Below are 23426 nucleotides of genomic sequence, written 5' to 3'. Positions count from 1 at the left end.
TTTTCCCCTCCTTCTCAAGAGGTTTAGTGCGATTCTTTGCGACTGCGCTCTTGTGGTCAAGCCTCTAGAGCGCGACGCAGCATTTCAACGTCGTCCGCGATCTGGCTGTCCGTGGCGATCAGCTCTTCGATCCGACGGACACCATGCATGATCGTGGTATGATCACGGCCTCCAAAGCGACGTCCGATTTCGGGCAATGACCGATTGGTATGCTGCTTCGACAGGAACATCGCGATCTGCCGCGGCCGGGCATAGACCCGCAGCCGCTTTGGCCCGACCAGATCGGACAGGCGGATGTTGTAGTGGTCGCTGACCTTGCGCTGGATCTCCTCGATGGTGATCTTGCGGTCGCTCGACTTGATCACGTCGGACAGGCAGTCCTGCGCGAGTTCCAGATCGATCTCACGGCCGACGAGGCTGGCAAAGGCAAACAGGCGGGTCAGAGCGCCCTCGAGCACCCGCACATTGGTCGAGATGCGGTGGGCGAGAAATTCCAGAACGCCGTCGCGGATGACGAGCCCGGGATACTGGCCGCGGTAGTACTGCTCCTTGGATTGCAGAATGCTCAGCCGCAGCTCGTAGTCGGTCGGGTGCAGGTCGACGACGAGGCCGCATTGCAGGCGCGACTTGATACGATCCTCCAGGTCCTTGATCTCGCCCGGGGCACGGTCGGCGGAAATGATGATCTGCTTCTGGCCGTCCACCAGCGCGTTGAACGTGTGAAAGAACTCCTCTTGCGTGGAATCCTTGCCGGCCATGAACTGCACATCGTCCACCATCAGCACATCGACAGAGCGGAACATCTGCTTGAAATCCATCATCCGCTTTTCGCGAAGCGCGGTGATGAAGCGATACATGAATTGCTCGGCCGACAGGTAGAGAACGGTCAATTCGGGCTGTTTTGCACGCAATTCGTGGGCAATAGCATGCATGAGGTGGGTCTTGCCCAAGCCGACTCCACCATAGAGGAACAGCGGATTGAAGCTGACCGGACCGCCCTCGGCGACACGACGTGCGGCGGCATGGGCCAATTCGTTCGGCTTGCCGACGACAAAGCGGTCAAAGGTGAAGCGCGCATCAAGGCCGGCGCCCTGCTCGGCCGGATTGACCGTTACCGCCGCGGGGGCGACGGGCTCGCGGGCGGGCTGACCTACGATCGCAAAATCAAGCCGCTGGACCGGCTGTCCGGTGCGCTTGAGGTGATGCAGTATAAGATCGCCGAAGTTCTGCAAGACATAGTTGCCGATGAACCCGGTCGGCACATTGAAGGTCACAACGCCGTTATCGAATCCGCCAAAAACCAAAGGCTCGATCCAATTGGTATAGTTGTTTGCCCCAACGGCTGCTTTGAGCGAAGTTTGGACGCCTTCCCACGTTGCGTCCGTCATTTGCTGTTTTGACCCGTCCAAAATTTCGTCCCCTTAGACCACTCTTCCGAGCAAGGTGCACAGGCACCCCACCAAACTCTTCGGTGCACGTGTTCTGGCAGTGCCGAATGGCACATCAAGATCCTTCAAGACTGAGGCCACACAATGGCATCATCTCGGTCAAAGACCGGATCTTTTGCACAATTGGGGTAAGGACAAGCACCTGCAAAAACCGAAGTTTATGCAGCCGGATCGAGACAAGATTTCGGCCAGTGCAGGCATGCACAGGTCGTTCCCGCCCATCAAGTCTGTAACACCGGCACAGCACTAGTCATCGACAGAATCTGCCCATGGTAGCGCACCGCTATTACTGACCTTCTCTCCGTTCCCCCAGGAACGACGTGAATCGCTTGGTCAAGGTAGCAAGGGGTTTGAGGGCTTCACAACAGAACAAGTCACTTGACTCTGGCTTAGTTCAAAATCGAATCTGGCGACCTTTAGATTTGGCTGACTTAGCAGCACAATTGTGGCACCGAGGTCAAAATAGCGGTTTTTTGAGAGCCGGAGACCCTTCGGTCTCTTGACAGGTATACCAGTTGTATGGGCAACCGGTTACGACTCAGTAAACGCAAAAAGGGCGCACCGTTTGGTGCGCCCTTTGTTCGATCGGACTGCGCCTCGGCTCAGCCGAGTGCTTTGACCCGGTTGCTCAGGCGCGACATTTTCCGTGCCGCTGTGTTCTTGTGATAGACGCCTTTGGACACACCGCGCATCAGCTCAGGCTGTGCGGCGCGGAGTGCTGCGGTCGCTGCATCCTTGTCACCGGAAGCGATGGCTTCCTCGACTTTGCGAAGCTCGGTGCGGATACGCGAACGACGTGCTTTGTTGACGGCAAAGCGCTTGGCGTTCTGGCGTGCGCGCTTTTCGGACTGAGGTGAATTGGCCATGTCTGCTTTCAGCTTTCTTAATATGTGTCTGTCGAGCGCGACAAAGCCCAAGGCCCGGGTTTGTTACCGGACAAATCCTGCCTAAGCGGGCATCACGCGCATGTATCGGCTGCCTATAGGCCAGCCGGCTCAAAATGGAAACCAAAAAATGCCTGGTTAGCGGTCGCGGAACTGCGCCTCGCGCTTTTCACGAAACGCCGACATGCCTTCTTTCTGGTCTTCGGTCGCAAAAAGCGAATGAAACACCTTGCTTTCATAGGCCAATCCCTCGGACAGGGTGGTCTCGTAGCTGCGATTGACCGCCGATTTTGCCGCCATCGACGCCAGCAAGGATTTCTCCGTAATCTTGATCGCGGCGGAGCGGGCCTCTTCCATCAGCTTCTTGGCGGGCACGACGCGACTCACCAGTCCACTGCGCTCGGCCTCGGTGGCGTCCATGAAACGCCCGGTCAGGTGCATGTCCATCGCCTTGGACTTGCCGACATACCGGGTCAGGCGCTGCGTGCCCCCCATCCCGGCGATCACACCAAGGTTGATCTCGGGCTGGCCGAATTTCGCGGTATCGGCGGCGATAATGAAATCGCAGATCATCGCCAGTTCGCAGCCACCGCCCAGGGCATACCCGGCCACCGCGGCGATGATCGGCTTGCGGCATGCCTGCAACTTGGCCGAAGGGCCGCCGAACGGGTCGGCAAAGAACATCTCGACAAAGCTCTTGTCGGCCATCTCGGTCACGTCGGCGCCTGCGGCGAAAGCCTTCTCAGAGCCGGTGATGATGATGCATCTCACCTTGTCGCTGGCATCGGCGTCCGCGACAGCGGTCGTCAGCTCCCGCAACATCTGATCATTCAGCGCGTTCATCGCGTCGGGTCGATCAAGGGTAATGGTCGCGACGTAGTCGCTGATCTCGACGATAATCGTCTCATATGCCATCAGGCAGGCCCTTTGCTGTGTCCCGTTGCTGTTGGTCTAACAAACCCCGAGGCACGATCAAGTCATCTTTGACACTTTGGGCAGAAGAAGGACGAGCGGCCGGACTGCACGATCCGGCCGATCACTGCCTCACATCCTTCGGTCTGGCAGGGTTGGGATTCGCGGTCATAGACCTTGAAACCATGCTGGAAATAGCCCAGTTCGCCGTCCGCTTGGCGGTAGTCGCGCAAAGACGATCCACCCGCCTCGATGGCCTCTTGCAGCACGTCGCGGATAATCGGAACGAGACCGGCCACCCGGGGGGCAGCGATACGCCCCGCCTTGCGCTTGGGGTGAATTCCGGCACGGTAGAGCACTTCGCAAACGTAGATATTGCCCAGCCCCGCCACCAATCGCTGATCCAGCAGGGCCGACTTGACCGGCGTGTTGCGACCCCGAAATGCCTCGACCAGATAGTCCCCGTCAAAAGCATTGCCCAAGGGCTCCGGCCCGATATCGCGGATCAGCCAATGATCCTCCACCGCCTCTGTCGCGATCATATCCATCGCCCCAAACCTGCGGGCGTCGTTGAACGTGACCCTTGCCCCGTTGGCCATGTCAAAGACAACGTGGTCGTGCTTGGCCGGGGCCGGGTGTTCATGATGAAACGTTCCCAGCTGGCTGCCGGAAATGAGCATCCGGCCAGACATGCCCAAATGAATGATCAGGGTTTCCCCGCTGCTCAGATCGGCAAGGATGTATTTCGAGCGGCGGCGCAGCGCGGTAACAGTTTGTCCGGTCAAGCGATCGGCCATTCGGTCCGGGAACGGCCACCGCAGATCGGGGCGGTTGACCTGAGCCACAGAAATGCGCTGGCCCGTCAAAACCGGCTCCAGCCCGCGTCGGACGGTCTCGACCTCTGGCAGTTCGGGCATCGGGCACCTCACCTCGTATCACCTGCGTCGGGGGCGGCCTCGCCGCCGCCTCCTGGCCAAAGACAAGTGCGGTTCTTTCACCCGAATGCAAGGGGCAAGCGCAAGCCGAAGCCGAGCAACGGGTCGCTCCCGGCCCGCTTGTCGGGGGCAACTCCGGGGGTCTTTCCAAGATCGGCCGCCCCACAATCGGGTGCGCTGTTGCGTCACCGCGATCTGGTTTGTTTCTTCGACCGTAGTCCTATATCTGCATGAGAGAAACGAGGACGGCGGCATGACTGAGAACTCTGAAAAAACGACACATTTCGGTTTCGAGACGATCAGCGAGGATGCCAAGGCAGGGCGGGTGCAAGGTGTCTTCTCCTCCGTCGCCAGCAAATACGACATCATGAACGACGTCATGTCCGGTGGAGTTCACCGGATCTGGAAGGATGCGATGATGGACTGGCTCGCGCCACGGGCCGGCCAGCGACTGCTGGATGTGGCAGGCGGCACCGGCGACATATCGTTCCGTTTTCTGAAACGAGCCGGGCACGGGCATGCCACCGTGCTCGACCTGACCGAACCGATGCTGATCGAGGGCCGCAAGCGGGCCGAGGCCGAAAAGATGAGCGACAGCCTCGACTGGGTCGTTGGGGACGCGATGGCCCTGCCCTTCGAGGACGCCACCTTCGACGTCTATACGATCAGCTTCGGCATCCGAAACGTCACAAGGCCCCAAGACGCGCTGGCCGAAGCTTACCGTGTGCTGAAGCCGGGCGGCCGGTTGATGGTGCTGGAGTTCAGCCAACTGCCCAACCCGATGATGCAAAAGGCCTATGACCTCTATTCGTTCAACGTGATCCCCCGAATGGGCCAGATCATTGCGGGCGACAAGGACAGCTATCAATACCTCGTCGAATCGATCCGCAACTTCCCCGATCAGGAGACCTTCCTCGGGATGATCCGCGAGGCAGGTTTCGACAACGCCAAGTATCGCAACCTGACGATGGGCGTCGCAGCCCTGCATTCCGGCTGGAAACTCTGACGTGAGAGGCCCCCACAACATCTGGCGGCTGGTCCGAACCGGCGCGACGCTCGAACGGGCGGGCGCGATGAACGTCGTGCTCGATGCATTCGAGGCCGGGCCAACGCTTCGGATCGCGGCCCGCACGTTGGCATGGCCGTTCACTTGGCTGGGCTATCGCGGCGATCCGTCGATGCCGCCCGCCACACGTGCGCTGAACGCGCTGGGCCCGGCCTACATCAAATTCGGGCAGATTCTGTCCACTCGGCCCGATGTCGTCGGTGACCAGATGGCCTCCGAACTCAAGGTTCTGCAAGACAAGCTACCGCCGTTCCCCACAGCGATCGCCAAGGCCGAAGTGGCCCGCGAAATCGGGCGGCCGGTCGATTCCGTCTTTTCGTCGTTCTCAGAGCCTGTCGCAGCAGCGTCGCTGGCACAGGTCCACAAGGCGACGATTGCCGACACCGGCGAAGAAGTCGCCGTAAAGGTGCTGCGGCCCGGCATCGAGAAGGCCTTCCGCAAGGATATCGACGCATTCTATTTCGCCGCCCGGATGATCGAATTTCTGTCGCCGGCATCACGACGACTGCGACCGATGGATGTGATCGAGCATTTCGAAGGCGTCGTGATGGGCGAACTCGACCTGCGCCTCGAAAGCTCCGCCGCCGCTGAATTCGCTGCCAATACGGCCGAAGACCCCGGTTTCGCCGTGCCTCGCGTCATATGGCCCCTATCGGGCAAACGCGTGATGACGCTGGGCTGGGCGGAAGGCATCGGCGCCGCGGACGTGGCCGCCATCGATACGGCCGGGCACAATCGTCAGGAACTGGCTCAGCGAATCCTGCAGCTTTTCCTAAATCACGCGCTGCGCGACGGCTTCTTCCATGGCGACATGCACCAGGGAAACCTCAAGATCGGCGCCAATGGCGACGTGATCGCCTATGACTTCGGGATCATGGGCCGGATCGACGAGTATACCCGCCGGGTTTACGCCGAGATCCTGTTCGGCTTCATCCGCAAGGATTACAACCGGGTCGCAGAGGTCCATTTCGAGGCCGGATATGTGCCGGCAGACCGGGATGTCGATGAGTTCGCGCGGGCATTGCGGGCCGTGGGAGAGCCGATCTTCGGCATGGATGCCAGCCAAATCTCGATGGCGCGGCTTCTGGCATATCTCTTCGAGGTCACAGAGCGCTTTGGCATGGAGACCCGGACTGAGTTGATCCTGCTTCAGCGGACGATGGTCGTTGTCGAAGGCGTCGCCCGCACCCTGGATCCGCACATGAACATCTGGCAGTCCGGACAGCCTGTCGTCGAAAATTACATCAAGGAAAACGTCGGACCGAAGGCGTTGATGCGCGATCTGGCCAAGACCGCGCAAGTCATCGCCCGGTTTGGGCCGAGGCTGCCCAAGATGGCCGAAGATCTGCTGATCCGCTCCACCAATCCCGCACCCTCGCCAAAGTCTCGGGGGGCAGGAGAGGCCATCGCATGGATGACCCTTGGTGCTGCTGTGGCGCTGGCGATTACCGGCGTGGTTGCATTCATCGTCAGCTAGGCGAGTCGGTTGGTGCCCGCAATGCACCAACCTGGCTTGCCAAGACAGCGACATCCCCATCCATCACGAGGATGATCTCGCCGCCTTCTGACATCACCTCGTTGACGACGCCATACACATCAGCGGTCTCCTGCAGGATGACTTCACCACCGGCATAGCTGACGACCTCAAAGCTGTAGACGCCCGGCGGGAAAGGCTCTCCCAGATCATTGACGCCCTCCCATTGGATCGGCTCGGCTGAAACCGGAATCGAATAGCGCTGCACCTCTGTTCCGGTCTCGTCCCTGACGACAAGTTCGACGTTTTCGGCAATCGCGGCAGGGTTGGGCGCGATGTCCACTGGCGAGCCGTCGAAATAGGTCGGCATCGCTGCCCGCACTTCCTGCCCGACCCACGCCGACATCTCGGCCACGTTGCTCAGGGCAATTTGCGAACTCAGCGCGACCAACAGATCATTGGTCAGCACTTGCTGCTCCACCGAAGAGAAGGTCGCCAACTGAACCGCAAAATCCGTAGATTCGATCGGGTTGAGAGGATCCTGATTCTGCATCTGGACAGACAGCATCTGCAAGAACGTGTCGAAGTCAGAGCTGATCGCGGATGCGGAGCTTGTCGAAGACGTGGGCGCTGTCGTGGTCGCACTGGTAACTGCTTGGGTTTCCATATCAATTTCTTTCCTATAGTCGGATATCAAGGTGGCCGTCAGGCCCACCTTGATGGGCCCGTTCGACCGTAGCGGTATCAATTTCGCCGCTGTCGGTACCGCTCTGTTCCGATCTGGCGAGGGGACGGTCTACTTGTCTTTGTGGCGGCGCCTGCTCCCCGAAAGCAAAGGTCACGTCCTCGAAACCGAGATCGCGAAACTCCTGTTCCAGCGTCTCGATATTTCGGCGCAGCAAGTCGAGCGTGTCGGGTCGATCGGCCATCACATGAAGCGTAATCGACCGGTCATCGCTCACCATATTGAGGCGCACCTTGCCCAGTTCTTCCGGGTCGAGAATCAGTTCCGTCCGGGCTCCGTTTGCCTGAATGGCCGCCCGCGCAATTTGTGCCGAGGCACTTTGCGCCACGGAGGCCGGGGTTGCGGCCGCGATACTGCTGGGACCGCTTCGCGTGTCCCCCGGCGCATGAACCGAGAAATCCAGTTCGACCATGAGACCGTCTTGCTCGGCCTCGAGTCCGGCGACGGGGTCAAAGGCACTCAGCGTCCGTGTCTGAGGCTTCGCGCTGACCAGTCCTGCGAAAGCAGCGGTTGCGCCGTGGGCCTGGGTTCTCGGATCGATTGCTGATCTCTCCAATACCGTCTCACGAGATGACAGATCAGACTCCGGGGGCCGTGTCAGTCCCGACCGATCAGGACGAAGACCACGACCTTCCTCGTCAAATTCCGACGGTGAGAGCGATTTGACACTCGCTCCGCTCGGCCCGCCCGGCCCCGTCGACAGTGCCGCAACGCCCGTTGCCTGTGTCGTCTCAGCCATTGCTCGACCATCGGGGATGCGGGTCGCGTCCCACCTGTCGTCGAGCGGAATGGCGAGGTCACCAACGCCGCTCGACGGTCGTGCGGAAGGATCGCCCGAAATCAGATGATCAATCCCGGCTATGGACACGTCTTTTGGCTGTGATCCGGCGCTCATTTGCACGGAAGGTAGGGTGTCGAAGTCTCGGCCGCTCCGAGATTCCCGATTCGCGCCCCGCAGCTCATCAAACGCCTGATACCTGTCGAAACCTTCACGTGGCGGGTCACCCATTTTCGGATCGGACCGGGACAAGGAAGTCGCATGTGGCGGCATCGAATCACTGGCGCGCACCAAAGTGCCTGGCTCCCTCGCTATCGGATCCTGATCAGCACCGCGCACGACGACTTCCGCACCCTCCGGCTCGCCGCGGCGAAGCATCTTGGTCATCTCGTGCGTCGAATGGTCAAATAGCAGCGGTATTGGAGAGGTCGCGTCCACCTCCGTCGTATCGGCCCGGGTCAGGACAGGTTCGTCGGCGGTGCCGTCGATTCTCGGTCCGATGCGCTCTGCATCAGCCTTTCCCTCTACATCAGGCAGGTCTTGATCCGAATCCATCGCGGCGGTGGCATCGCCATCTATGTCTTCGTATGTCGGCTCCGTGTCAGCCGAATCCGCTTCTGGATCGGACCGATCCTTTGCCGGCGACGAGCTTTGTCGGTGGCCATCGGTGCCCGAAGTGTTCGACGAATAGATCTCGGCAAAACGCTGGCCATCCCGCGGAGATTTCCCCGGTGGGGCGATCGGCGCGGGCCCGTTTCCGGGTCGCTTTTCTGTCGCGGTAAGGCCGTCCTGAGCGATGAGCAGAAACATCAGTTCTCCGATGCGCGATAACGTTTCGCCTATCTTTGACGGGCAATGCTTACCGTATCTTTACCGTCCTTGACGTATTTCAGACAAAGTCACTCGAATTGGAGTAGTCCATGTCCATACCGATTTCGTCGCCGTCGCCCCAATCGGCGGCCACGGCTGCAACCGCGCCGACGCGGGATGAGCAATTGCTCGCAGCCGCCCAGAACCTCGAAGCGAGTTTCCTCGCGGAAATGCTCAAATCCGCAGGGGTCGGGGCCCCACGTGAAACCTTCGGTGGCGGCGCAGGTGAGGAGCACTTCGCTTCTTTCCTGAGGGAAGCACAGGCCAAGGAAATGGTCCAAGCCGGCGGTATCGGCCTGGCCGAGGCGTTGTTCGAAGCGATGAAGGCACGGGCAGATGGCTGAGCAAAAACCTACCGCACTTCTGAAACTTCTGGACGACGAAAGGGCGGCTCTCCTCCGTGGCGACTATGCCGATCTGGATGAGTTGGCGCCATCCAAGCAGAAACTGCTCGCGCGGCTGGGCGAGCAGGCCTTGTCCGAGCGGAACATGCAGCGCGTCGCCCATGCCGTGCGGCGCAATCAAGCCTTGTTGGCTGCGGCCATCGACGGAATGCGGGCCGCGAGGGGGCGGATGGACGGATTGCGCCAGCAACGGTCCAGCTTTTCGACCTATGACAAATCCGGGCAACGACAGCAGGTCGACGCCGGACGCACCGTGATCGAGCGCAAGGTCTGAAACGTCCGATATTTTCGCTCAAATTGAGGGGATATGGGGGTCCGGAGTTAGGGTTTCGTTAGGCGGAAAGGTGCAGGTTGCACCGGCATCCACCGAGATGGCGCAGGCGGTTCGACGAAAGCGAAACGCAGGCAAATGTCAGAATGACAGTCCATACCGCTAGACAGCGGGATCTCGAAACTATGGCGTAAAAAGCGCCGACCTAACAAAGGACCACTACAACATGTCCAGCATTCTGACAAACAACGGCGCAATGGTTGCGCTGCAGACTCTAAAATCCATCAACAAGGATATGGCCAGCACACAAAACCTGATCTCGACAGGTAAAGCGGTCAGCTCCGCCAAGGACAACTCGGCAATCTGGGCGATCTCGAAGGTGATGGAGTCCGATGTCTCCGGCTTCAAGGCAATCAGTTCCAGCCTGTCCCTCGGCCAGTCGACGGCCTCCGTGGCACGGCAGGCCTCCGAAACAGTGACCGACCTTCTGACTCAGATGAAAGAGAAGATCGTCGCGAGCCAGGAAGAGAACGTCGATCGCGAAAAGATCCAGACCGATATCGCGGCACTCCGCGACCAGATCGGTGCGGTTGTCGGCGCGGCGCAGTTCAACGGGCTGAACCTCCTCGAGAACAGCAGCAATACGGCAGGAACCGGTTCGATCAACGTTCTCTCGTCGCTCGACCGTTCGGGTTCTGGCGTTGCGGCCTCTGAAATCAATGTGACGAAGCAGGACCTCGGCACATCCAGCGGCACGATGGCTACTGCTGGCGGCGCAGCAGGTCCCACCTCGGCCGCTGCTGCAGGGATTGTTGCCGGCGCCACCCAGGCCAACGCATTTACCGTCACCACTGCGCTGGCGACTCAAGGCTCCACCATCCAGATCAGCCAGATTGCCGGTACCGCTCTCGGCGCTGGCAACCAGATCATCGTGGGTGTCCGCGAAGGCGATACTCAAACCGACGTGGCCAACAACATGGTCACCGCGTTGAATTTCGCCGCGGACAAGTTGGGCATCAACGGCACATACTCGCTGAACGCCACAACTGCTGGTCAGATCGATTTCACCAATGACAACGAGACAGGTGGCGCCACTATCTCGCTGACGGCTGCCGACGTGACATCCTACGCGATCACGACACCGGCAACGGCAAACGGCAACGTTGGTGGCGGTCTTGCGCTTCTTGATCAGTTCGACGTGACCACGTCAAACGGCGCTGATGCTGCCCTCGGCGCTATCGAAGGGATGATCCAGACGTCGATCAATGCTGCGGCATCCTTCGGCTCGGCCCAAGGCCGGATCGACACGCAGATGGACTTTGTATCGGGCCTCACCGACGCACTGAAATCCGGTATCGGCAGCCTCGTGGATGCCGACATGGAAGAGGCATCTGCGCGACTTCAGGCGCTGCAGGTTCAGCAGCAGCTGGGCGTTCAGGCTCTGTCGATTGCCAACCAGGCACCGCAGACGATCCTGTCCCTGTTCCGGTAAGTCATCAGGTGAAGGCGGCGCAGGTCGCCTTCACCCCCCTGACCGCCCCTTAATGACGCGAAAAACTCGCGGCCCGTTCCACATTGGCTCCGGAAGGACAGCACGTGAACGCAATAGATCAGGCTCGAAAGGCCTACGCGCCCACCCAAACGCATCTACGCACCTCCAAGTCTATCGAATATCAGGCGTTCAGCGACATCATCGGTCGCCTCAAAGATGCCACAGAAAAAGATTCGTTTCGCGATCTCGTCGACGCACTTCACGACAATCGCACACTCTGGACAATCTTGGCCGCCGATGTGGCTGATCCAGACAATGGCCTACCACAGCAACTGCGGGCCCAGATCTTCTACCTCTACGAATTCACCAACTTGCACTCGAGCAAGGTCCTGCGGGGCGACGCCGGCGTCGAGGCTTTGATCGATATCAACACAGCAATTCTGCGTGGCTTGGGCACCTCGATTCAGGGCCGGGCAAAAGCTCAGGAGATAAACTGATGACTGGTCTTGTCCTCAAACTCGGACCCAAGGAACGGGTGCTGGTGAATGGCGCTGTCATCGAAAACGGAGATCGCCGTTCACGCCTCTCGATCCTCACGCCAAATGCAAACATTCTCCGGTTACGCGATGCCATCCGCCCCGACGAGGTCAACACCCCCGTTCGGCGCGTCTGCTATGTCGCGCAACTGATACTCTCGGGCGATGCCAGCGAGGACGAAGGTGCCATCCAACTGCTGCGCGGCATCGAGCAACTCAGCCAGGCACTCTGCGACCCCGACAGTCGCGCCATCCTGACGGAAGCGACGGAGGCGGTCACCTCGGGCGACTTCTATCGCGCGCTCAAACGTCTACGGACATTGCTTCCCCGTGAAGAGCGGCTCTTAGCCACCGCACCGAGGCTGTCATGACATTCCAGCCGGTCATTCCCATCACGGGCTATGCCGGCTGGCGATTCCTCCAGCGCACGCTCGACACTCAGAAGGACGCCTTCGTTCAGACGACGACCTTCCAGCGCCAAACCGACTACTTTCGAGAGAATATCAGCAAGATCAACACCGCCGAAGAACTGGTGGCAGACCGACGGCTGCTAGAAGTCGCTCTCGGTGCCTTCGGCCTCGACGAAGATATCGGCAACAAGGCCTTCATACAAAAGATTCTCGAAGACGGGACTTTGGCCGAAGACGCCCTCGCCAACCGTTTGTCCGACAAGCGCTACAACACGATGTCTCGGGAGTTCGGGTTTGGAGACCTCGGTAGTCGCACTCGACTGTCCAATTTCGCGGATCAGATCCTTGCGAGATTCGAGGATCGTCAATTCGAGCGCGCCGTTGGTGATGTAAACGGAGACATGCGCCTCGCGTTGAATCTTTCCAGCGGGCTTAGTGACATTTTTGATCAGGATCTTCCAAGTGACGCGCAGTGGTTCGCCGTGATGGGCAGCACTCCGGTGCGGACGATTTTCGAGACGGCTCTGGGGTTCCCGTCGAGCTTCGGCGCCATCGACATCGATCAACAGCGCACCGCATTCCAGGAGCGTTCGCAATCCGTGTTCGGCACGGATAAGGTTGAGGACTTCGCAGATCCCGAGATGCAGGAGAAGTTGATCCGCCTCTATCTCGTCCGATCCGAAATCACGGCCTATTCGAATGCCAGCGGCAGCTCAATCGCGTTGAACCTGTTGCAAGCCATGCCCAATCTCAACGCCTGATCAGCGTTTCGCCGTGCTTCGCGGTTGCGGGCGGGCATAGGACAAGGCCTTGCGCAACGCCGCAAAGCTGGACGCAATTCCCCCCTGCACCCTTTGTGCCATGAAAGTTTCTAAAGGAATGTGACAGGCTATTGCGGCATCGATCGCCGCATCAGACCCGGGTGTATACAGCCCAGCCTGGATCATCATTTCTGCCCGATCATAGGCCCCCATCATGGCCCGCGCCTCTGCAATCAGAACATTCTCCTGATCCGTCGCAGCCTTCGGTAAGGAACGCGAAACAGATCGAAGCATATTGACGGCCGGAAAGCGCCCGCGTTCGGCGATCTCCCGATCAAGGACCACATGCCCGTCCAGAACGCCTCGCAACATGTCTGCCACCGGCTCTTCCATGTCCGATCCCGCGACCAAGACAGTATAGATCGCGGTAATGTCGCCGGTTCCCGGCACGCCCGGTCCCGCTCGTTCACTCAAAGCTGCGATTGCCGGACCGGTGGTCGCCGGATACCCGCGGAGCCCGGACGCCTCGCCCGCCGTCGAGGCGAGCTCGCGGTGGGCTTCGGCAAATCTTGTGACACTATCCAAGAGCAACAGCACCTGTTTGCCCTCATCGCGGAAGTGCTCTGCCACAGCCGTGGCAGCCCATGCGCAGCGGCGCCTCAATTGCGGTGCGCGGTCCGAGGTCGCCGCGACGACCACCGCACGCGCCATTCCCTCGGCACCGAGCACGTCTTCCACGAAATGGCGCAGTTCCCGCCCGCGTTCACCGACCAACCCGATCACGATGACATCCGCGTTCACGCCACGGGCAAGGTCGCCCAGCAATGTCGATTTGCCGACGCCAGACCCGGAAAAGAGGCCAATCCTCTGGCCACGAACAATCGGCAGCATGGTGTCAAAGATGGCAAGCCCAGTCTCCAACCTTGTGCCGAGTTGTCGGCGCGCCTGCGGCGGCGGCGGGTCGGCACGAAGGTTGCGCGCTTTGGCACCGGCAAGCAGCGGGCGGCCATCCAGGGGAAGTCCATCCGGATCGACGACGCGGCCAATCCACGATTCGTCCGGCGCGAACCGAGGACGAGGCTCCAAAATCACCGGGTCGCCGACCAACAAACCGTCCTCGGCACCCTGTAACATCAGTTGAACAGAGCCGCGGTCGATTCGGATTACTTCCGCTTTCACCGGCGCGGATTGCGCCCCAATACGCACGCGATCGCCGAGGCGGGCGAATTCGGACAGTCCGGAGACATGGACCATTCCGCCCGTAGCTTCCGTGACCCGACCGACGCGATGCGTCGCGCGCATGGCGTCGAGGGCGATGCTCATCTTCTCAAAAACAGTCGGTTGCATCTGCAAGAGCTCCTTTGCCGTTCTGGCAACAACTCCTTCTTAAGGAATCAGGCTTAATGCTTGGTTGAAGCCAATCGAGGGAGAAGCCCCGATGTACAAAAACTTGGATCTTTTTCAGGTATCATCGCAAATGGCCCGGCATGCCGGGTCGCGTCAGGCCATTGTGGCGACGAATATCGCAAACGCGGATACACCCGGCTATCAGGCGCGGGCAATCGCGTCGTTCACCGACAGTTACAGCGCCGCGGAAACGGGGCGGATGCGGGCCACTCGCCCCGGCCACATCGGTGCGGCCAACAACTCGCCTGCAATCGCGCGGGCCGAGACAAGCGGCGCCGAGCCGTCGCCCAACGGCAACACGGTCTCGATCGAGCAGGAAATGCTCAACGCCGTCAATATCGAGCGTGAACATAGTCGGGCGCTTGCCATCTACAAACACGCGCTGACCGTCATGCGCACCTCGCTGGGGCGCTGATCATGACGGATTTCAGTGACGCCTTGAATGTGGCCGCCAGCGGCATGCGATCCCAAGCAGAGCGCATTCGCTATGTATCTGAAAATATTGCGAATAACGACACGCCCGGTTACCGGCGAAAGACCGTCTCCTTCGAGCAGGTCGTCGAGCGAGGCGACAGAACGGGGGCGGTGACGACAGGTCGGGTGCAACTCGACCGGACCGAGCTGCCGCAGGTCTACGATCCGGACAATCCATTGGCGGACGAGACCGGCTACTACATCGGCTCAAACGTCAACCTGCTGGTCGAAATCGCGGATTCCCGAGAGGCCAACCGGAGCTACGAAGCCAATCTCAAGATGTTCGATCAGGTGCGCAAGATGTCCGCGGCCCTGATGGATCTACTACGAAAATAGGAGCAATGAACAATGGAACTGAATACGTCCCTTGTTGCGCGGCAGTATGCCGCAAACCGAACCGCAACCACGCCGCAGCCGGGTGAAGAAACCGGCGGTGCGCTTTCCGGCCTTGTCCAGAATTTCGCGAGCACACTGCAAGAAAGCGAAGCCACCGCGATGGAGACGATGACCACCGGGTCCGATCCTCACGCTCTGGTTCAGGCGCTGGCTCAGACCGAGCTTGCCGTCGAGACGGCCGTCACGATCCGCAACAAGGTGGTCGAGGCCTATCAGGAAATCTTGCGGATGCCGGTGTAACCGGATGAACGAGGCTCTGTTCTACGACGTGTTGCGACAGGGTCTCTGGACCGCAACGCTGATCTCGATGCCGATCTTGGCGGTGGCGCTGGTCGCCGGTCTGACGGTCGGCCTGTTTCAGGCTCTGACCTCGATCCAAGAGATGACGCTCACATTCGTGCCGAAACTCGGGGCCATTCTTATCGTCTTCTGGATGACCATGGGATTCATGACCGAAACCCTGGTCAGCTTTTTCCAGACCACCCTCGTGCCGATCATAATAGGGACCTGACGTCCATGGACAATGCAACCTACACCGCGCTTACCCGGCAATCCGGCCTGCTGTCCGAGATGCAATCGCTCGCCAACAACATCGCCAACGCCTCGACGACGGGGTATCGGGCGGAGGGCGTGGTGTTCGCGGAATACGTGGCCAATTTGGGCGCAGACGCGCCATCGCTTTCGATGGCGTCGGCCGAGGTTCGCCAAACCGTGCAGTCCCAGGGCGGGCTCGCTCAAACCGGCGGAACGTTCGATCTGGCGATCGAAGGTGACGGGTTCTTCATGGTGCAGACCCCGCAGGGCGATCGTCTGACCCGGGCCGGGCAGTTCACACCAAACGAAAACGGCGATCTGGTTACGATGGACGGTTTTCCTGTCCTCGACGGCGGTGGAGCACCGGTCTTCGTCCCGCAAGGCACCCGAAGCATCGGGATTGCGGCCGACGGCACCATCTCCGCAGACGGGCAGCCTGTCGGGCAGGTCGGGATGTTCGTGCCGGTCGATCCGTTGAATGTGCGGCGCGAAGACGGCGTGCGGTTTGTGGCCGAGGGCGGCGTCGAACCCGCTTTGGACGCCCGAATGGTGCAAGGCTTTCTGGAGCAATCCAACGTCAACCCGGTTCTGGAAATCACGCGGATGATCGAGGTGCAGCGGGCCTACGAGCTTGGGCAGAACTTCCTCGACAACGAGGATCAGCGCATCCGCACCGTGATCCGTGACCTCAGCAAATAGGCCCGATTGACCGGGCCAAAAAAGGAGTTCGCAAGAAATGCGTGCATTACAAATCGCAGCCGCCGGCATGTCGGCGCAACAAATGCGGGTCGAGGTGATCTCGAACAACCTCGCAAACATGAACACCACCGGCTACAACGCCCGTCGCGCGGAGTTTGCGGATCTGCATTATCAGCAATTCGCCCGACCCGGCACGATAAACGCCGCCGACGGCACCGTGTTGCCAACAGGGGTGCAGCTTGGCCTCGGCGTCCGGCCAACCGCCGTGTCGATGATCCTTGCGCAAGGTGCGCTCAGCGCGACCAACGGCGATCTGGATCTGGCGATCGAGGGCGCGGGCTATCTTGAGGTCACGCTCCCGGACGGACGGGCCGCCTATACCCGCGATGGCGGGCTCAAGCGGACCGGCGATGGCCTGATCGTCACCTCCGACGGGTATCCCGTGGTGCCCAACGTCACGATCCCGGACGATGCCGCATCGATCTCGATCAATGCCGAAGGTGAGGTATACGCCTATTTCAACGACCAGGTGAACCCACAGCTTCTGGGTCAATTCACCCTCGCCGGTTTTACCAATCCACGCGGGCTCGAGGCGATCGGCTCCAACTTGTTTGTCGAAACACCGGCCTCCGGCCCGTCGCTCGTGACCACTCCCGGACAGGACGGGCTTGGCACGTTGCGGCAAGGGTACCTCGAAGACAGCTCCATCGATCCAGTCAAGGAGGTGACCGATCTGATCGAGGCCCAGCGCGGCTACGAATTGAATTCCAAGGTCATCACGGCGGCCGACCAGATGCTCAGCGCGATGGTGCAGATCAGATGACCCGGCTCGCGCTCTGCCTGATTTTGGCAGGCTCTGCCGCCTCGGCAGAGACCCTGGTCGCCAGTCGCACGATTCCGGCGCGCACCATTATCGGCCCCGGCGATATCGTGGTGACGGACGCCACGGTTCCGGGTGCGATCACTTCGCCGGACGCCGCCATTGGGCTGGAAGCGAAAGTGGCGCTCTATGCCGGGCGGCCCGTTCGCGCCGCAGACCTCGGGCCACCCGCAGTGGTCGAACGCAACCAGATCATCCCCCTGATCTACGCCAATGAAATCCTCACAATCTCGACCGAGGGCCGCGCCATGGACCGCGCCGGTCCGGGCGAGACCATCCGTGTCATGAACCTCAGTTCGCGCAACACCGTATCGGCCCTCATCGGACCGGACGGCACCGCCTACGTTTCTCGCTAAGGAACATCCATAATGTCGATCTCCCGCCTGATGATCATCGGTGTGCTGGGCATGTCAGCGGCCTGCGCCCAAGTCGAGCAAATCGGCCAAGAACCTCCGTTCACGCCGGTTCTGTCGACAACGGAACACACGGCCATGATGACCGCGAGCCTGCCGCAAAGCGTGGACACGATGGCCCTGCCGCCAACCGCCCCCGCATCGCTTTGGACCGGCGACCGCGGGTCGCTCCTCGGGGATCGACGGGCCATGCAGCGCGGCGACATTCTGACCGTCGTCATCGAGATCGACGATAGCGCCCAGATCAACAACTCCAGCGACCGGTCGCGCAGCGGCAATCAGGAGATGCAAATCAACGATCTCTTCGGGCTTCCGCAGCGGATCAACGAAGATCTGCCCGGCGGCGCGAGCCTCGATTCCGCAGTTGGCCTCGGCTCGTCGAGCACATTCTCGGGAACGGGATCAGTGCAGAGGAACGAGCGGTTGACCCTCCGCGTGGCCGCAACCGTCGTCGACGTTCTGCCAAACGGCGTGCTCTCGATCGAGGGAAGCCAGCAGGTCCGGGTCAATTTCGAAATGCGCGAGCTGCTCGTCTCCGGTTTTGTGCGGCCGGCGGACATCACCCGTCAGAACGAAGTCACCTACGACAAGATCGCCTCGGCGAGGATCGCCTATGGCGGACGCGGCCAGATCTCGGATGTGCAGCAGCCGCGCTACGGGCAGCAAGCCGCTGAAATCCTTCTGCCGTTCTAGCAAATGCCCTGAACTGGAGACGCCATGAAACTCATCCTGCCCCTGATCTTGCTGCTTGTCGGAACAGGCGGTGGCATCGCCGCCGGTCTGTTCCTGACACCCGCAGCCGAAGAACCAACCGAGGAAGCCATGGCCAACCCCTGTGGTCCTCTTCCCGAAGACGACCACGCCATGACCGCCGCCGAGGATCATTCCGAGCCCGAAGCGGCATCGGACAAGGAATATGCGAGACTGAACAACCAATTCGTCGTCCCCGTCGTCTCCAACGAACAGGTTCAGGCGCTTGTTGTCGTCTCCCTTAGCGTCGAGGTTCCCACCGGCGAGAAGGACTTCGTGTTCGAACAAGAACCAAAACTGCGGGATGCTTTCCTTCAGGTGCTGTTCGATCATGCCAATCTGGGCGGCTTCGACGGGCAATTCACGGCGACGACCAATATGCGCAACCTGCGAACAGCGCTTCGCAACGCCGCCCGTGAGGCGATCGGCAACCAGGTCAGCGATGTCTTGATCCTGGAGCTGGTGCGTCAGGACGTCTGAGCCGGTTCAGAAACCATTCCGTTCGGCCCGCCGGAGTTGCTCCGCGCGGGCCTTTTCGCTTGCCTGTTCGCGCAGTCCCTTGATCGCTTCGTGACGCCCGAATTCCTTGGTGAGCAGGGTCTTGGCTCGTGTTTGAGCCACCAGATTATTCACCAGTTCCTTGTTCAAAGCACTGCGGCGGGTATCGACCCAACGTTGCCACAAAAGATCGGCGCCTGCCCGCCGCGCAGGATCAGAGAACACCGCCTCACCGGCATCATGCTGGCGCGAGGCGGCCAACGCATCGAGCTTCTCGCGCAACTCCGTTTCCTTGCGTTTGAGTGCGCCCATCCTTGCCTGCGCTGCGGTGTATGCAGCAGCGGTCAACCCAGCAAGGGAAGCGAGATCGCGGGCCTTGTTGCTCATGTCATTCTCACCTTGGTGCGGACCTTCTCCGCAAATCGGATTGCCGCGGCGACGGCGCGGTAATGATCAGGCTTGATCTCGTCGCCGATCTCGACGCTGGCGAACAGCAATCGGGCTGTTGGGGGGTCTGAATGGACCGGCACCTCGTGCGTTTGCGCCAATTCGCGAATGCGCGCCGCGATTTCGTCCACGCCTTTGGCCACACAGATCGGCGCGCGCCCCGAGCCGCGCTCCCATTTCAGCGCAACCGCGTAATGTGTCGGGTTGACGATAATGACGTCCGCGTCGGGTACGTCTGCAAGCATCTGGTTCATCGCAAAGCCGACCGCCTTCTGACGCCGCTGCTGCTTCATCATCGGATCGCCCTCGGAATTCTTGTGCTCGTCCATCAACTCCTTGCGAGACATCCGGTTCTTGCGGGTGTGTTGGGCATTCTGAAAGAACCAGTCGACCGCCCCGATCGATACCGCGACCAGGAACACGATGAACAACAGCTGCAATGCCATCCCGAGGAACTCGGAGGCGATGAGTGCTGGCGCCATGATCATCGTGCCGATGATCTCCGGGAACTGGAACGTCAGGAAGAAGCCAAGCACGATACTGTAGATCACCAACTTGCCCGCGCTCTTGAAAAACTCGAACAGGCCCTCACGCCCGAATTTGTTGGTGAAACCCTTGATCGGAGATATCCGGGACAGTTTCGGTTCCAGTTTGCTCGGCGCAAAGACCAGCCCCCGCTGAATGATCACCGACAACAACGCAATGACCCCCGGGAGCACCATCCAAGGCGCGAGGGCCCAGCCCATTTCCGCAAGCATGTTCTTGGCAAAGAGCCCGCCGGACCCCGTAAACACCTGGGTCGAGAAACTGTCCGCCCGCGCCAGCAGCGCGGCCAGCGTTGCCCCAATCGCCAGGATCGACGCCGGGCCCGCCAAAGAGCCGACGACGAGAAACCCGAAATACGCCGCGGAGGTCGTCAGATCCACGGATTTCGGGACTTCACCTTTCTGCCGCGCATCGTCGAGCTTTTTCTGGGAAGGGTCGTATTGCTTGTCTTCTTCGCTGTCGTCACCGCTCATTGGATTGGCCCGAACGGTCGCGCCATGAAGCCAAAGAACTGATCGCTCCAGATCGACAGCAGGAACGGCGCGGAAATCATCAGCAGCGCCAAGCCTCCCGCGGTGATCGCGGGCGCTCCGACAAAGGCCACCATCAGTTGCGGCATGGCGCGGTTGATCACGCCCAAGGTGACATTGTAGAGGAGCGACGCCACCACGAATGGCGCCGCCAAGGTGAAGCCCAGCGAAAAACAGCGTGTGACCTCGGCCACGCCTGCTTCGGCAACAATTCCGGGCATCGGCAAAACGCCAATCGGAACAAGATCATAGCTCTGCAGCATATAGGCGGCGACCCTGACGTGCAGCCCCAAGAGAGCTGCAAGCGCGAGACCCGAAATCACGAGCACATGCCCCATGGCCGGCAACGGGTCCGCGCCGGCGCTTCCCCCAAACAACTGTGACAGAGAGGTCGACTGCGCCGCGATCGTGCCCGCGATCTGAAGCGCCATGATGAACAAGCGAAGCATCATGCCAAAGAAAAGGCCGGAGACGATCTCCGCGCCTGCCAGTCCGAGTATCGCAGTGGTTTCATTTGGCGGTTCAGCAATATGCGGCGCTGTCGCCGGCAGAACGATCAGGGTAAATGCGACCGTCAGACCCAGTTTCACCCGCGCCGGAACCGATTGCTCTCCAAAGGCCGGTATCAGGGCCATCATGGCGCCGATCCGCAGAAACACCAGCAATGCTCCCCAAAGCGTTCCCGTTGCGAGATCCGCAAAATCAGCGAGCGCCAAGGTCATGCGGGGACCAGTCCGACCAATGACGGGCGGGCGTCTACCCCGATCTCCTCGAAAGACAGGCAGGGGTTTGGAATGCCCTTGGCCGTCATGACCGTCCGCAGGAACCGCCTGCGCCGCATCGATGTGACCACCGCCGGATAGGCTCCCTTCTCGGCCGCCCGATTGATCTTGTCGGCGATGGCGGTCGCCAGACGATTGAAGTCCTCCGGCGGCAAAGCCACATCCGACGATCCGCGCTCGGACGTAATCTGATAGGTGTTGAAGGTCTCTTCCCACTCGGGGGCGAGCTGGATCAGGGGGATGGTGCCATCCTCGCGCCGCATCTCGGCGACCAGTTGAAAGCCAAGACGCTGCCGGACGTGCTCCGCGATGCCCTCCGGCGTGGTGTGAACTTGACGACCTTCGGCGACGGCTTCGATGATCAACGGCAGGTTCCGGATCGACACACGCTCTTCCAGCAGAAGCCGCAAGGTCGACAGCAACATATCCGGAGGAACCTTGTCGGGCATCATTTCGTCGAGCAGTTTACGGTTGGCGGTCGCTCTGTCCGTATCGGTGAGGTTGGTCATCTCTTCAATGAGGCGCCGCATCGACTTGTGCGACAGCAGCCTGGGCAAATTGCGCTTGATGATCTCGAGCAAGTGCGTGGCCAGAACTTCGGCGGGCCAAACCGTGGTCAAACCGGTCAGGGCCGCTTCTTCCTGTTGATCGGGCGCGATCCAACGGGCGGGCGCACCATAGACCGGTTCACGAACCGCTTCACCCTTCAGCGCAGATGCATCTCCATCTGGTAGCAACGCGAGCAATTGACCGGGGCGCAGTTGGTCTCGCACCTGCTCCACGCCTTGCACTTTGACAACATAAGTATTGGCCGGCAGTGCCGCGTTGTCCGTCAACCGGATCTCGGGCAGGAGCACGCCGAAATTCGTCGCCACGTGGTTGCGCATATTGGCGATCCGCGCGTCCAAGCCGGTCGCGGGATCAAGAACCATTTCCACCAGATCCGGCGAGAATTCGACATGAATATCGTCGAGATCGAGCAGATCGCCCATTGACGCCTTCTTCGCCGCTTCCGGTCTTGCGACACCTGCCGCCTCTGCCTCAAGCCGTTCACGCTCTTGCTTTCTGGCAAGAATCCAGGCGCTCCCTCCGAGGACGATCGCGCCGATGACAAAGGGCAGAAACGGAAGTCCCGGCACCAGCGCGAACAGAGCCATCAAACCACCCACAGTCGCCAGTGCAGCCGGGTGCCGCCCAAGTTGCGCCACGATGGCGAGGTCGGTGGCCCCGGTGGCGCCGCCTCGGGCTAGCAACAGTGCCGACGCGATCGAAATGATAACCGCGGGAATTTGACTCACGAGACCATCGCCGACCGTCAAGATCGAATAGGTCTCAAACGCTTGACCAAGCGGCATGCCGTGCATCGTGATGCCGATAATCAAACCCACGACCAGGTTGAGCGCCGTGATCAAGAGCCCAGCGACGGCATCGCCCTTGACGAATTTCGATGCACCATCGAGAGAACCGAAGAACGTGGTTTCCGCTTGCTCGAGCTCTCGGCGCCGCTTGGCTTCTGCATGGTCGATGGCGCCAGCCGACATGTCGGCGTCAATGGCCAACTGCTTGCCGGGCATTGCATCCAGCGCAAAGCGTGCGCCCACTTCGGCCATTCGGGTCGCGCCCTTGTTGATCACGATGAAATTCACGATCAACAAGACGCAGAACACGACGATCCCGAGAAGGACGGACCCGCCCATAACGAAATTGGCAAAACCCTGGATGACGCCGCCCGCCGCATCGGTTCCGGTATGACCGTCAGCGATGATCAGCTTCGTCGATGACACGTTCAGCGACAAGCGAAGCATCAGGGACGCCAACAGAACAGTGGGAAAAGCAGAAAAATCCAGTGGCCGCTGGATGAACAAGGTGACGGTAAACATCAGAATGGCGAGGCCAAACGACAAGGCCAGCCCCATGTCGAGAACCCAAGCCGGCATCGGCAGGATCATCATGACGATGACCGCCATGAGAGCCAAAGCGAGCAGCACGGTTGGCTGAAAAATGTTCTGAAGCGTCAGACCCTGCATGTGACTGGCTCCAGTCGAATGCCTCGGATCGCAGTTCCGTCGCAAACGAGAAGAACG

Annotated in this window: 28 protein-coding genes; 17 read left to right on the top strand and 11 right to left on the bottom strand. The window is 60.4% G+C overall.

All coding sequences use genetic code 11. From position 1 onward, the window contains the following. Positions 1-56 precede the first annotated feature (56 nt). From dnaA to mutM, 4 genes are all read right to left on the bottom strand, one after another. Positions 57-1388, bottom strand: a complete 1332-nt coding sequence (gene dnaA / locus LOM8899_RS11905; RefSeq protein ID WP_093992449.1) for a chromosomal replication initiator protein DnaA — start codon at positions 1386-1388, stop codon at positions 57-59. Positions 1389-2050: 662 nt separating this feature from the next. Continuing rightward, positions 2051-2314, bottom strand: a complete 264-nt coding sequence (gene rpsT / locus LOM8899_RS11900) for a 30S ribosomal protein S20 (RefSeq protein WP_093992448.1) — start codon at positions 2312-2314, stop codon at positions 2051-2053. Between the two features lie 156 nt (positions 2315-2470). After that, positions 2471-3247, bottom strand: a complete 777-nt coding sequence (locus tag LOM8899_RS11895) for an enoyl-CoA hydratase (protein WP_093992447.1) — start codon at positions 3245-3247, stop codon at positions 2471-2473. A gap of 62 nt (positions 3248-3309) precedes the next feature. After that, positions 3310-4161 (bottom strand): bifunctional DNA-formamidopyrimidine glycosylase/DNA-(apurinic or apyrimidinic site) lyase, encoded by an 852-nt coding sequence (gene mutM, locus LOM8899_RS11890; RefSeq protein WP_093992446.1) that lies wholly within the window; start codon positions 4159-4161, stop codon positions 3310-3312. Between the two features lie 271 nt (positions 4162-4432). Between mutM and ubiE the strand changes: the two genes are divergently transcribed. Both ubiE and ubiB read left to right on the top strand, forming a co-directional pair. Then, positions 4433-5185, top strand: coding sequence for a bifunctional demethylmenaquinone methyltransferase/2-methoxy-6-polyprenyl-1,4-benzoquinol methylase UbiE (ubiE, locus tag LOM8899_RS11885; RefSeq protein ID WP_093992666.1), 753 nt, complete (start codon positions 4433-4435; stop codon positions 5183-5185). 1 nt (position 5186) lies between these two features. After that, entirely contained in the window at positions 5187-6722 is a 1536-nt protein-coding gene (gene ubiB, locus LOM8899_RS11880) for a 2-polyprenylphenol 6-hydroxylase (protein WP_093992445.1), read from the top strand. On the opposite strand, the gene LOM8899_RS11875 is transcribed toward ubiB, so the two are convergent. Both LOM8899_RS11875 and LOM8899_RS11870 read right to left on the bottom strand, forming a co-directional pair. After that, positions 6715-7434, bottom strand: coding sequence for a flagellar hook capping FlgD N-terminal domain-containing protein (locus LOM8899_RS11875; protein WP_306456518.1), 720 nt, complete (start codon positions 7432-7434; stop codon positions 6715-6717). The genes ubiB and LOM8899_RS11875 overlap by 8 nt on opposite strands. After that, positions 7400-8797: a flagellar hook-length control protein FliK gene (locus tag LOM8899_RS11870; protein ID WP_168770533.1), complete on the bottom strand. Its 1398-nt coding sequence runs from the start codon at positions 8795-8797 to the stop codon at positions 7400-7402. Before LOM8899_RS11870 ends, LOM8899_RS11875 begins: the two co-directional genes overlap by 35 nt. A gap of 365 nt (positions 8798-9162) precedes the next feature. Between LOM8899_RS11870 and LOM8899_RS11865 the strand changes: the two genes are divergently transcribed. The 6 genes from LOM8899_RS11865 (at position 9163) to LOM8899_RS11840 (ending at position 12986) form a co-directional block, all read left to right on the top strand. Further along, on the top strand, positions 9163-9456 hold the full coding sequence (locus LOM8899_RS11865) for a rod-binding protein (RefSeq protein WP_093992442.1): 294 nt from the start codon (positions 9163-9165) through the stop codon (positions 9454-9456). Next, the gene (locus LOM8899_RS11860; protein WP_093992441.1) at positions 9449-9790 is read left to right on the top strand and encodes a hypothetical protein; all 342 of its coding nucleotides are present in this window, start codon (positions 9449-9451) and stop codon (positions 9788-9790) included. The genes LOM8899_RS11865 and LOM8899_RS11860 overlap by 8 nt, the downstream gene beginning before the upstream one ends. A 223-nt stretch (positions 9791-10013) precedes the next feature. After that, positions 10014-11279 (top strand): flagellin N-terminal helical domain-containing protein, encoded by a 1266-nt coding sequence (locus LOM8899_RS11855; protein ID WP_093992440.1) that lies wholly within the window; start codon positions 10014-10016, stop codon positions 11277-11279. Positions 11280-11383: 104 nt separating this feature from the next. Then, on the top strand, positions 11384-11776 hold the full coding sequence (gene flaF, locus LOM8899_RS11850) for a flagellar biosynthesis regulator FlaF (protein ID WP_093992439.1): 393 nt from the start codon (positions 11384-11386) through the stop codon (positions 11774-11776). Further along, a complete protein-coding gene (gene flbT / locus LOM8899_RS11845) occupies positions 11776-12186 on the top strand; it encodes a flagellar biosynthesis repressor FlbT (protein WP_093992438.1) in 411 nt (136 codons plus the stop codon). The genes flaF and flbT overlap by 1 nt, the downstream gene beginning before the upstream one ends. Further along, complete coding sequence (locus LOM8899_RS11840) at positions 12183-12986, top strand: DUF1217 domain-containing protein (RefSeq protein ID WP_093992437.1); 804 nt, start codon at positions 12183-12185, stop codon at positions 12984-12986. The genes flbT and LOM8899_RS11840 overlap by 4 nt, the downstream gene beginning before the upstream one ends. On the opposite strand, the gene LOM8899_RS11835 is transcribed toward LOM8899_RS11840, so the two are convergent. After that, the gene (locus LOM8899_RS11835) at positions 12987-14333 is read right to left on the bottom strand and encodes a FliI/YscN family ATPase (protein ID WP_093992436.1); all 1347 of its coding nucleotides are present in this window, start codon (positions 14331-14333) and stop codon (positions 12987-12989) included. A 91-nt stretch (positions 14334-14424) separates the two neighbouring features. Here LOM8899_RS11835 and LOM8899_RS11830 point away from each other — a divergent pair, with 91 nt between their 5' ends. From LOM8899_RS11830 to LOM8899_RS11790, 9 genes are read left to right on the top strand one after another with little or no spacing between them, the layout of a single operon-like run. After that, on the top strand, positions 14425-14808 hold the full coding sequence (locus LOM8899_RS11830) for a FlgB family protein (protein ID WP_093992435.1): 384 nt from the start codon (positions 14425-14427) through the stop codon (positions 14806-14808). A 2-nt stretch (positions 14809-14810) separates the two neighbouring features. After that, complete coding sequence (gene flgC, locus LOM8899_RS11825; protein ID WP_093992434.1) at positions 14811-15203, top strand: flagellar basal body rod protein FlgC; 393 nt, start codon at positions 14811-14813, stop codon at positions 15201-15203. 12 nt (positions 15204-15215) lie between these two features. After that, positions 15216-15503: a flagellar hook-basal body complex protein FliE gene (fliE, locus tag LOM8899_RS11820; RefSeq protein WP_093992433.1), complete on the top strand. Its 288-nt coding sequence runs from the start codon at positions 15216-15218 to the stop codon at positions 15501-15503. A gap of 4 nt (positions 15504-15507) precedes the next feature. Then, positions 15508-15774: a flagellar biosynthetic protein FliQ gene (locus LOM8899_RS11815; RefSeq protein WP_093992432.1), complete on the top strand. Its 267-nt coding sequence runs from the start codon at positions 15508-15510 to the stop codon at positions 15772-15774. A gap of 5 nt (positions 15775-15779) precedes the next feature. Further along, on the top strand, positions 15780-16496 hold the full coding sequence (locus LOM8899_RS11810) for a flagellar hook-basal body complex protein (protein WP_093992431.1): 717 nt from the start codon (positions 15780-15782) through the stop codon (positions 16494-16496). Positions 16497-16533: 37 nt separating this feature from the next. Continuing rightward, entirely contained in the window at positions 16534-17319 is a 786-nt protein-coding gene (gene flgG / locus LOM8899_RS11805; RefSeq protein WP_093992430.1) for a flagellar basal-body rod protein FlgG, read from the top strand. Beyond that, entirely contained in the window at positions 17316-17732 is a 417-nt protein-coding gene (gene flgA / locus LOM8899_RS11800; RefSeq protein ID WP_093992429.1) for a flagellar basal body P-ring formation chaperone FlgA, read from the top strand. The genes flgG and flgA overlap by 4 nt, the downstream gene beginning before the upstream one ends. A gap of 12 nt (positions 17733-17744) precedes the next feature. Then, positions 17745-18482: a flagellar basal body L-ring protein FlgH gene (gene flgH, locus LOM8899_RS11795; RefSeq protein WP_093992428.1), complete on the top strand. Its 738-nt coding sequence runs from the start codon at positions 17745-17747 to the stop codon at positions 18480-18482. Between the two features lie 24 nt (positions 18483-18506). Beyond that, positions 18507-19019, top strand: a complete 513-nt coding sequence (locus LOM8899_RS11790; RefSeq protein WP_093992427.1) for a flagellar basal body-associated FliL family protein — start codon at positions 18507-18509, stop codon at positions 19017-19019. 6 nt (positions 19020-19025) lie between these two features. Here LOM8899_RS11790 and LOM8899_RS11785 read toward each other — a convergent pair whose 3' ends face one another. Genes LOM8899_RS11785 through flhA form a run of 4 tightly spaced genes read right to left on the bottom strand, consistent with a single transcriptional unit; the run spans position 19026 to position 23369 of the window. Beyond that, positions 19026-19424, bottom strand: coding sequence for a hypothetical protein (locus tag LOM8899_RS11785; protein WP_093992426.1), 399 nt, complete (start codon positions 19422-19424; stop codon positions 19026-19028). After that, complete coding sequence (locus LOM8899_RS11780; RefSeq protein WP_093992425.1) at positions 19421-20503, bottom strand: EscU/YscU/HrcU family type III secretion system export apparatus switch protein; 1083 nt, start codon at positions 20501-20503, stop codon at positions 19421-19423. Before LOM8899_RS11780 ends, LOM8899_RS11785 begins: the two co-directional genes overlap by 4 nt. Continuing rightward, positions 20500-21282, bottom strand: a complete 783-nt coding sequence (locus tag LOM8899_RS11775; RefSeq protein ID WP_093992424.1) for a flagellar biosynthetic protein FliR — start codon at positions 21280-21282, stop codon at positions 20500-20502. The genes LOM8899_RS11780 and LOM8899_RS11775 overlap by 4 nt, the downstream gene beginning before the upstream one ends. Further along, positions 21279-23369, bottom strand: coding sequence for a flagellar biosynthesis protein FlhA (gene flhA / locus LOM8899_RS11770; RefSeq protein ID WP_093992423.1), 2091 nt, complete (start codon positions 23367-23369; stop codon positions 21279-21281). Before flhA ends, LOM8899_RS11775 begins: the two co-directional genes overlap by 4 nt. Positions 23370-23426: the final 57 nt, after the last annotated feature.

It is taken from the genome of Flavimaricola marinus (assembly GCF_900184895.1).
Lineage (GTDB): Bacteria > Pseudomonadota > Alphaproteobacteria > Rhodobacterales > Rhodobacteraceae > Flavimaricola > Flavimaricola marinus.
The sequence above is the reverse complement of the archived record's forward strand: the minus strand, read 5'-3'. Positions and strand labels throughout refer to the sequence as shown.

Bases quoted from the DNA above. Each gene is read 5' to 3' on its own strand.
- dnaA (WP_093992449.1), bottom strand. From the start codon at position 1,388: ATGACGGACGCAACGTGGGAAGGCGTCCAAACTTCGCTCAAAGCAGCC.
- rpsT (WP_093992448.1), bottom strand. From the start codon at position 2,314: ATGGCCAATTCACCTCAGTCCGAAAAGCGCGCACGCCAGAACGCCAAG.
- LOM8899_RS11895 (WP_093992447.1), bottom strand. From the start codon at position 3,247: ATGGCATATGAGACGATTATCGTCGAGATCAGCGACTACGTCGCGACC.
- mutM (WP_093992446.1), bottom strand. From the start codon at position 4,161: ATGCCCGAACTGCCAGAGGTCGAGACCGTCCGACGCGGGCTGGAGCCG.
- ubiE (WP_093992666.1), top strand. From the start codon at position 4,433: ATGACTGAGAACTCTGAAAAAACGACACATTTCGGTTTCGAGACGATC.
- LOM8899_RS11870 (WP_168770533.1), bottom strand. From the start codon at position 8,797: ATGGATTCGGATCAAGACCTGCCTGATGTAGAGGGAAAGGCTGATGCA.
- LOM8899_RS11865 (WP_093992442.1), top strand. From the start codon at position 9,163: ATGTCCATACCGATTTCGTCGCCGTCGCCCCAATCGGCGGCCACGGCT.
- LOM8899_RS11860 (WP_093992441.1), top strand. From the start codon at position 9,449: ATGGCTGAGCAAAAACCTACCGCACTTCTGAAACTTCTGGACGACGAA.
- LOM8899_RS11855 (WP_093992440.1), top strand. From the start codon at position 10,014: ATGTCCAGCATTCTGACAAACAACGGCGCAATGGTTGCGCTGCAGACT.
- flbT (WP_093992438.1), top strand. From the start codon at position 11,776: ATGACTGGTCTTGTCCTCAAACTCGGACCCAAGGAACGGGTGCTGGTG.
- LOM8899_RS11840 (WP_093992437.1), top strand. From the start codon at position 12,183: ATGACATTCCAGCCGGTCATTCCCATCACGGGCTATGCCGGCTGGCGA.
- LOM8899_RS11835 (WP_093992436.1), bottom strand. From the start codon at position 14,333: ATGCAACCGACTGTTTTTGAGAAGATGAGCATCGCCCTCGACGCCATG.
- LOM8899_RS11830 (WP_093992435.1), top strand. From the start codon at position 14,425: ATGTACAAAAACTTGGATCTTTTTCAGGTATCATCGCAAATGGCCCGG.
- flgC (WP_093992434.1), top strand. From the start codon at position 14,811: ATGACGGATTTCAGTGACGCCTTGAATGTGGCCGCCAGCGGCATGCGA.
- fliE (WP_093992433.1), top strand. From the start codon at position 15,216: ATGGAACTGAATACGTCCCTTGTTGCGCGGCAGTATGCCGCAAACCGA.
- LOM8899_RS11815 (WP_093992432.1), top strand. From the start codon at position 15,508: ATGAACGAGGCTCTGTTCTACGACGTGTTGCGACAGGGTCTCTGGACC.
- LOM8899_RS11810 (WP_093992431.1), top strand. From the start codon at position 15,780: ATGGACAATGCAACCTACACCGCGCTTACCCGGCAATCCGGCCTGCTG.
- flgG (WP_093992430.1), top strand. From the start codon at position 16,534: ATGCGTGCATTACAAATCGCAGCCGCCGGCATGTCGGCGCAACAAATG.
- flgA (WP_093992429.1), top strand. From the start codon at position 17,316: ATGACCCGGCTCGCGCTCTGCCTGATTTTGGCAGGCTCTGCCGCCTCG.
- flgH (WP_093992428.1), top strand. From the start codon at position 17,745: ATGTCGATCTCCCGCCTGATGATCATCGGTGTGCTGGGCATGTCAGCG.
- LOM8899_RS11790 (WP_093992427.1), top strand. From the start codon at position 18,507: ATGAAACTCATCCTGCCCCTGATCTTGCTGCTTGTCGGAACAGGCGGT.
- LOM8899_RS11785 (WP_093992426.1), bottom strand. From the start codon at position 19,424: ATGAGCAACAAGGCCCGCGATCTCGCTTCCCTTGCTGGGTTGACCGCT.
- LOM8899_RS11780 (WP_093992425.1), bottom strand. From the start codon at position 20,503: ATGAGCGGTGACGACAGCGAAGAAGACAAGCAATACGACCCTTCCCAG.
- LOM8899_RS11775 (WP_093992424.1), bottom strand. From the start codon at position 21,282: ATGACCTTGGCGCTCGCTGATTTTGCGGATCTCGCAACGGGAACGCTT.
- flhA (WP_093992423.1), bottom strand. From the start codon at position 23,369: ATGCAGGGTCTGACGCTTCAGAACATTTTTCAGCCAACCGTGCTGCTC.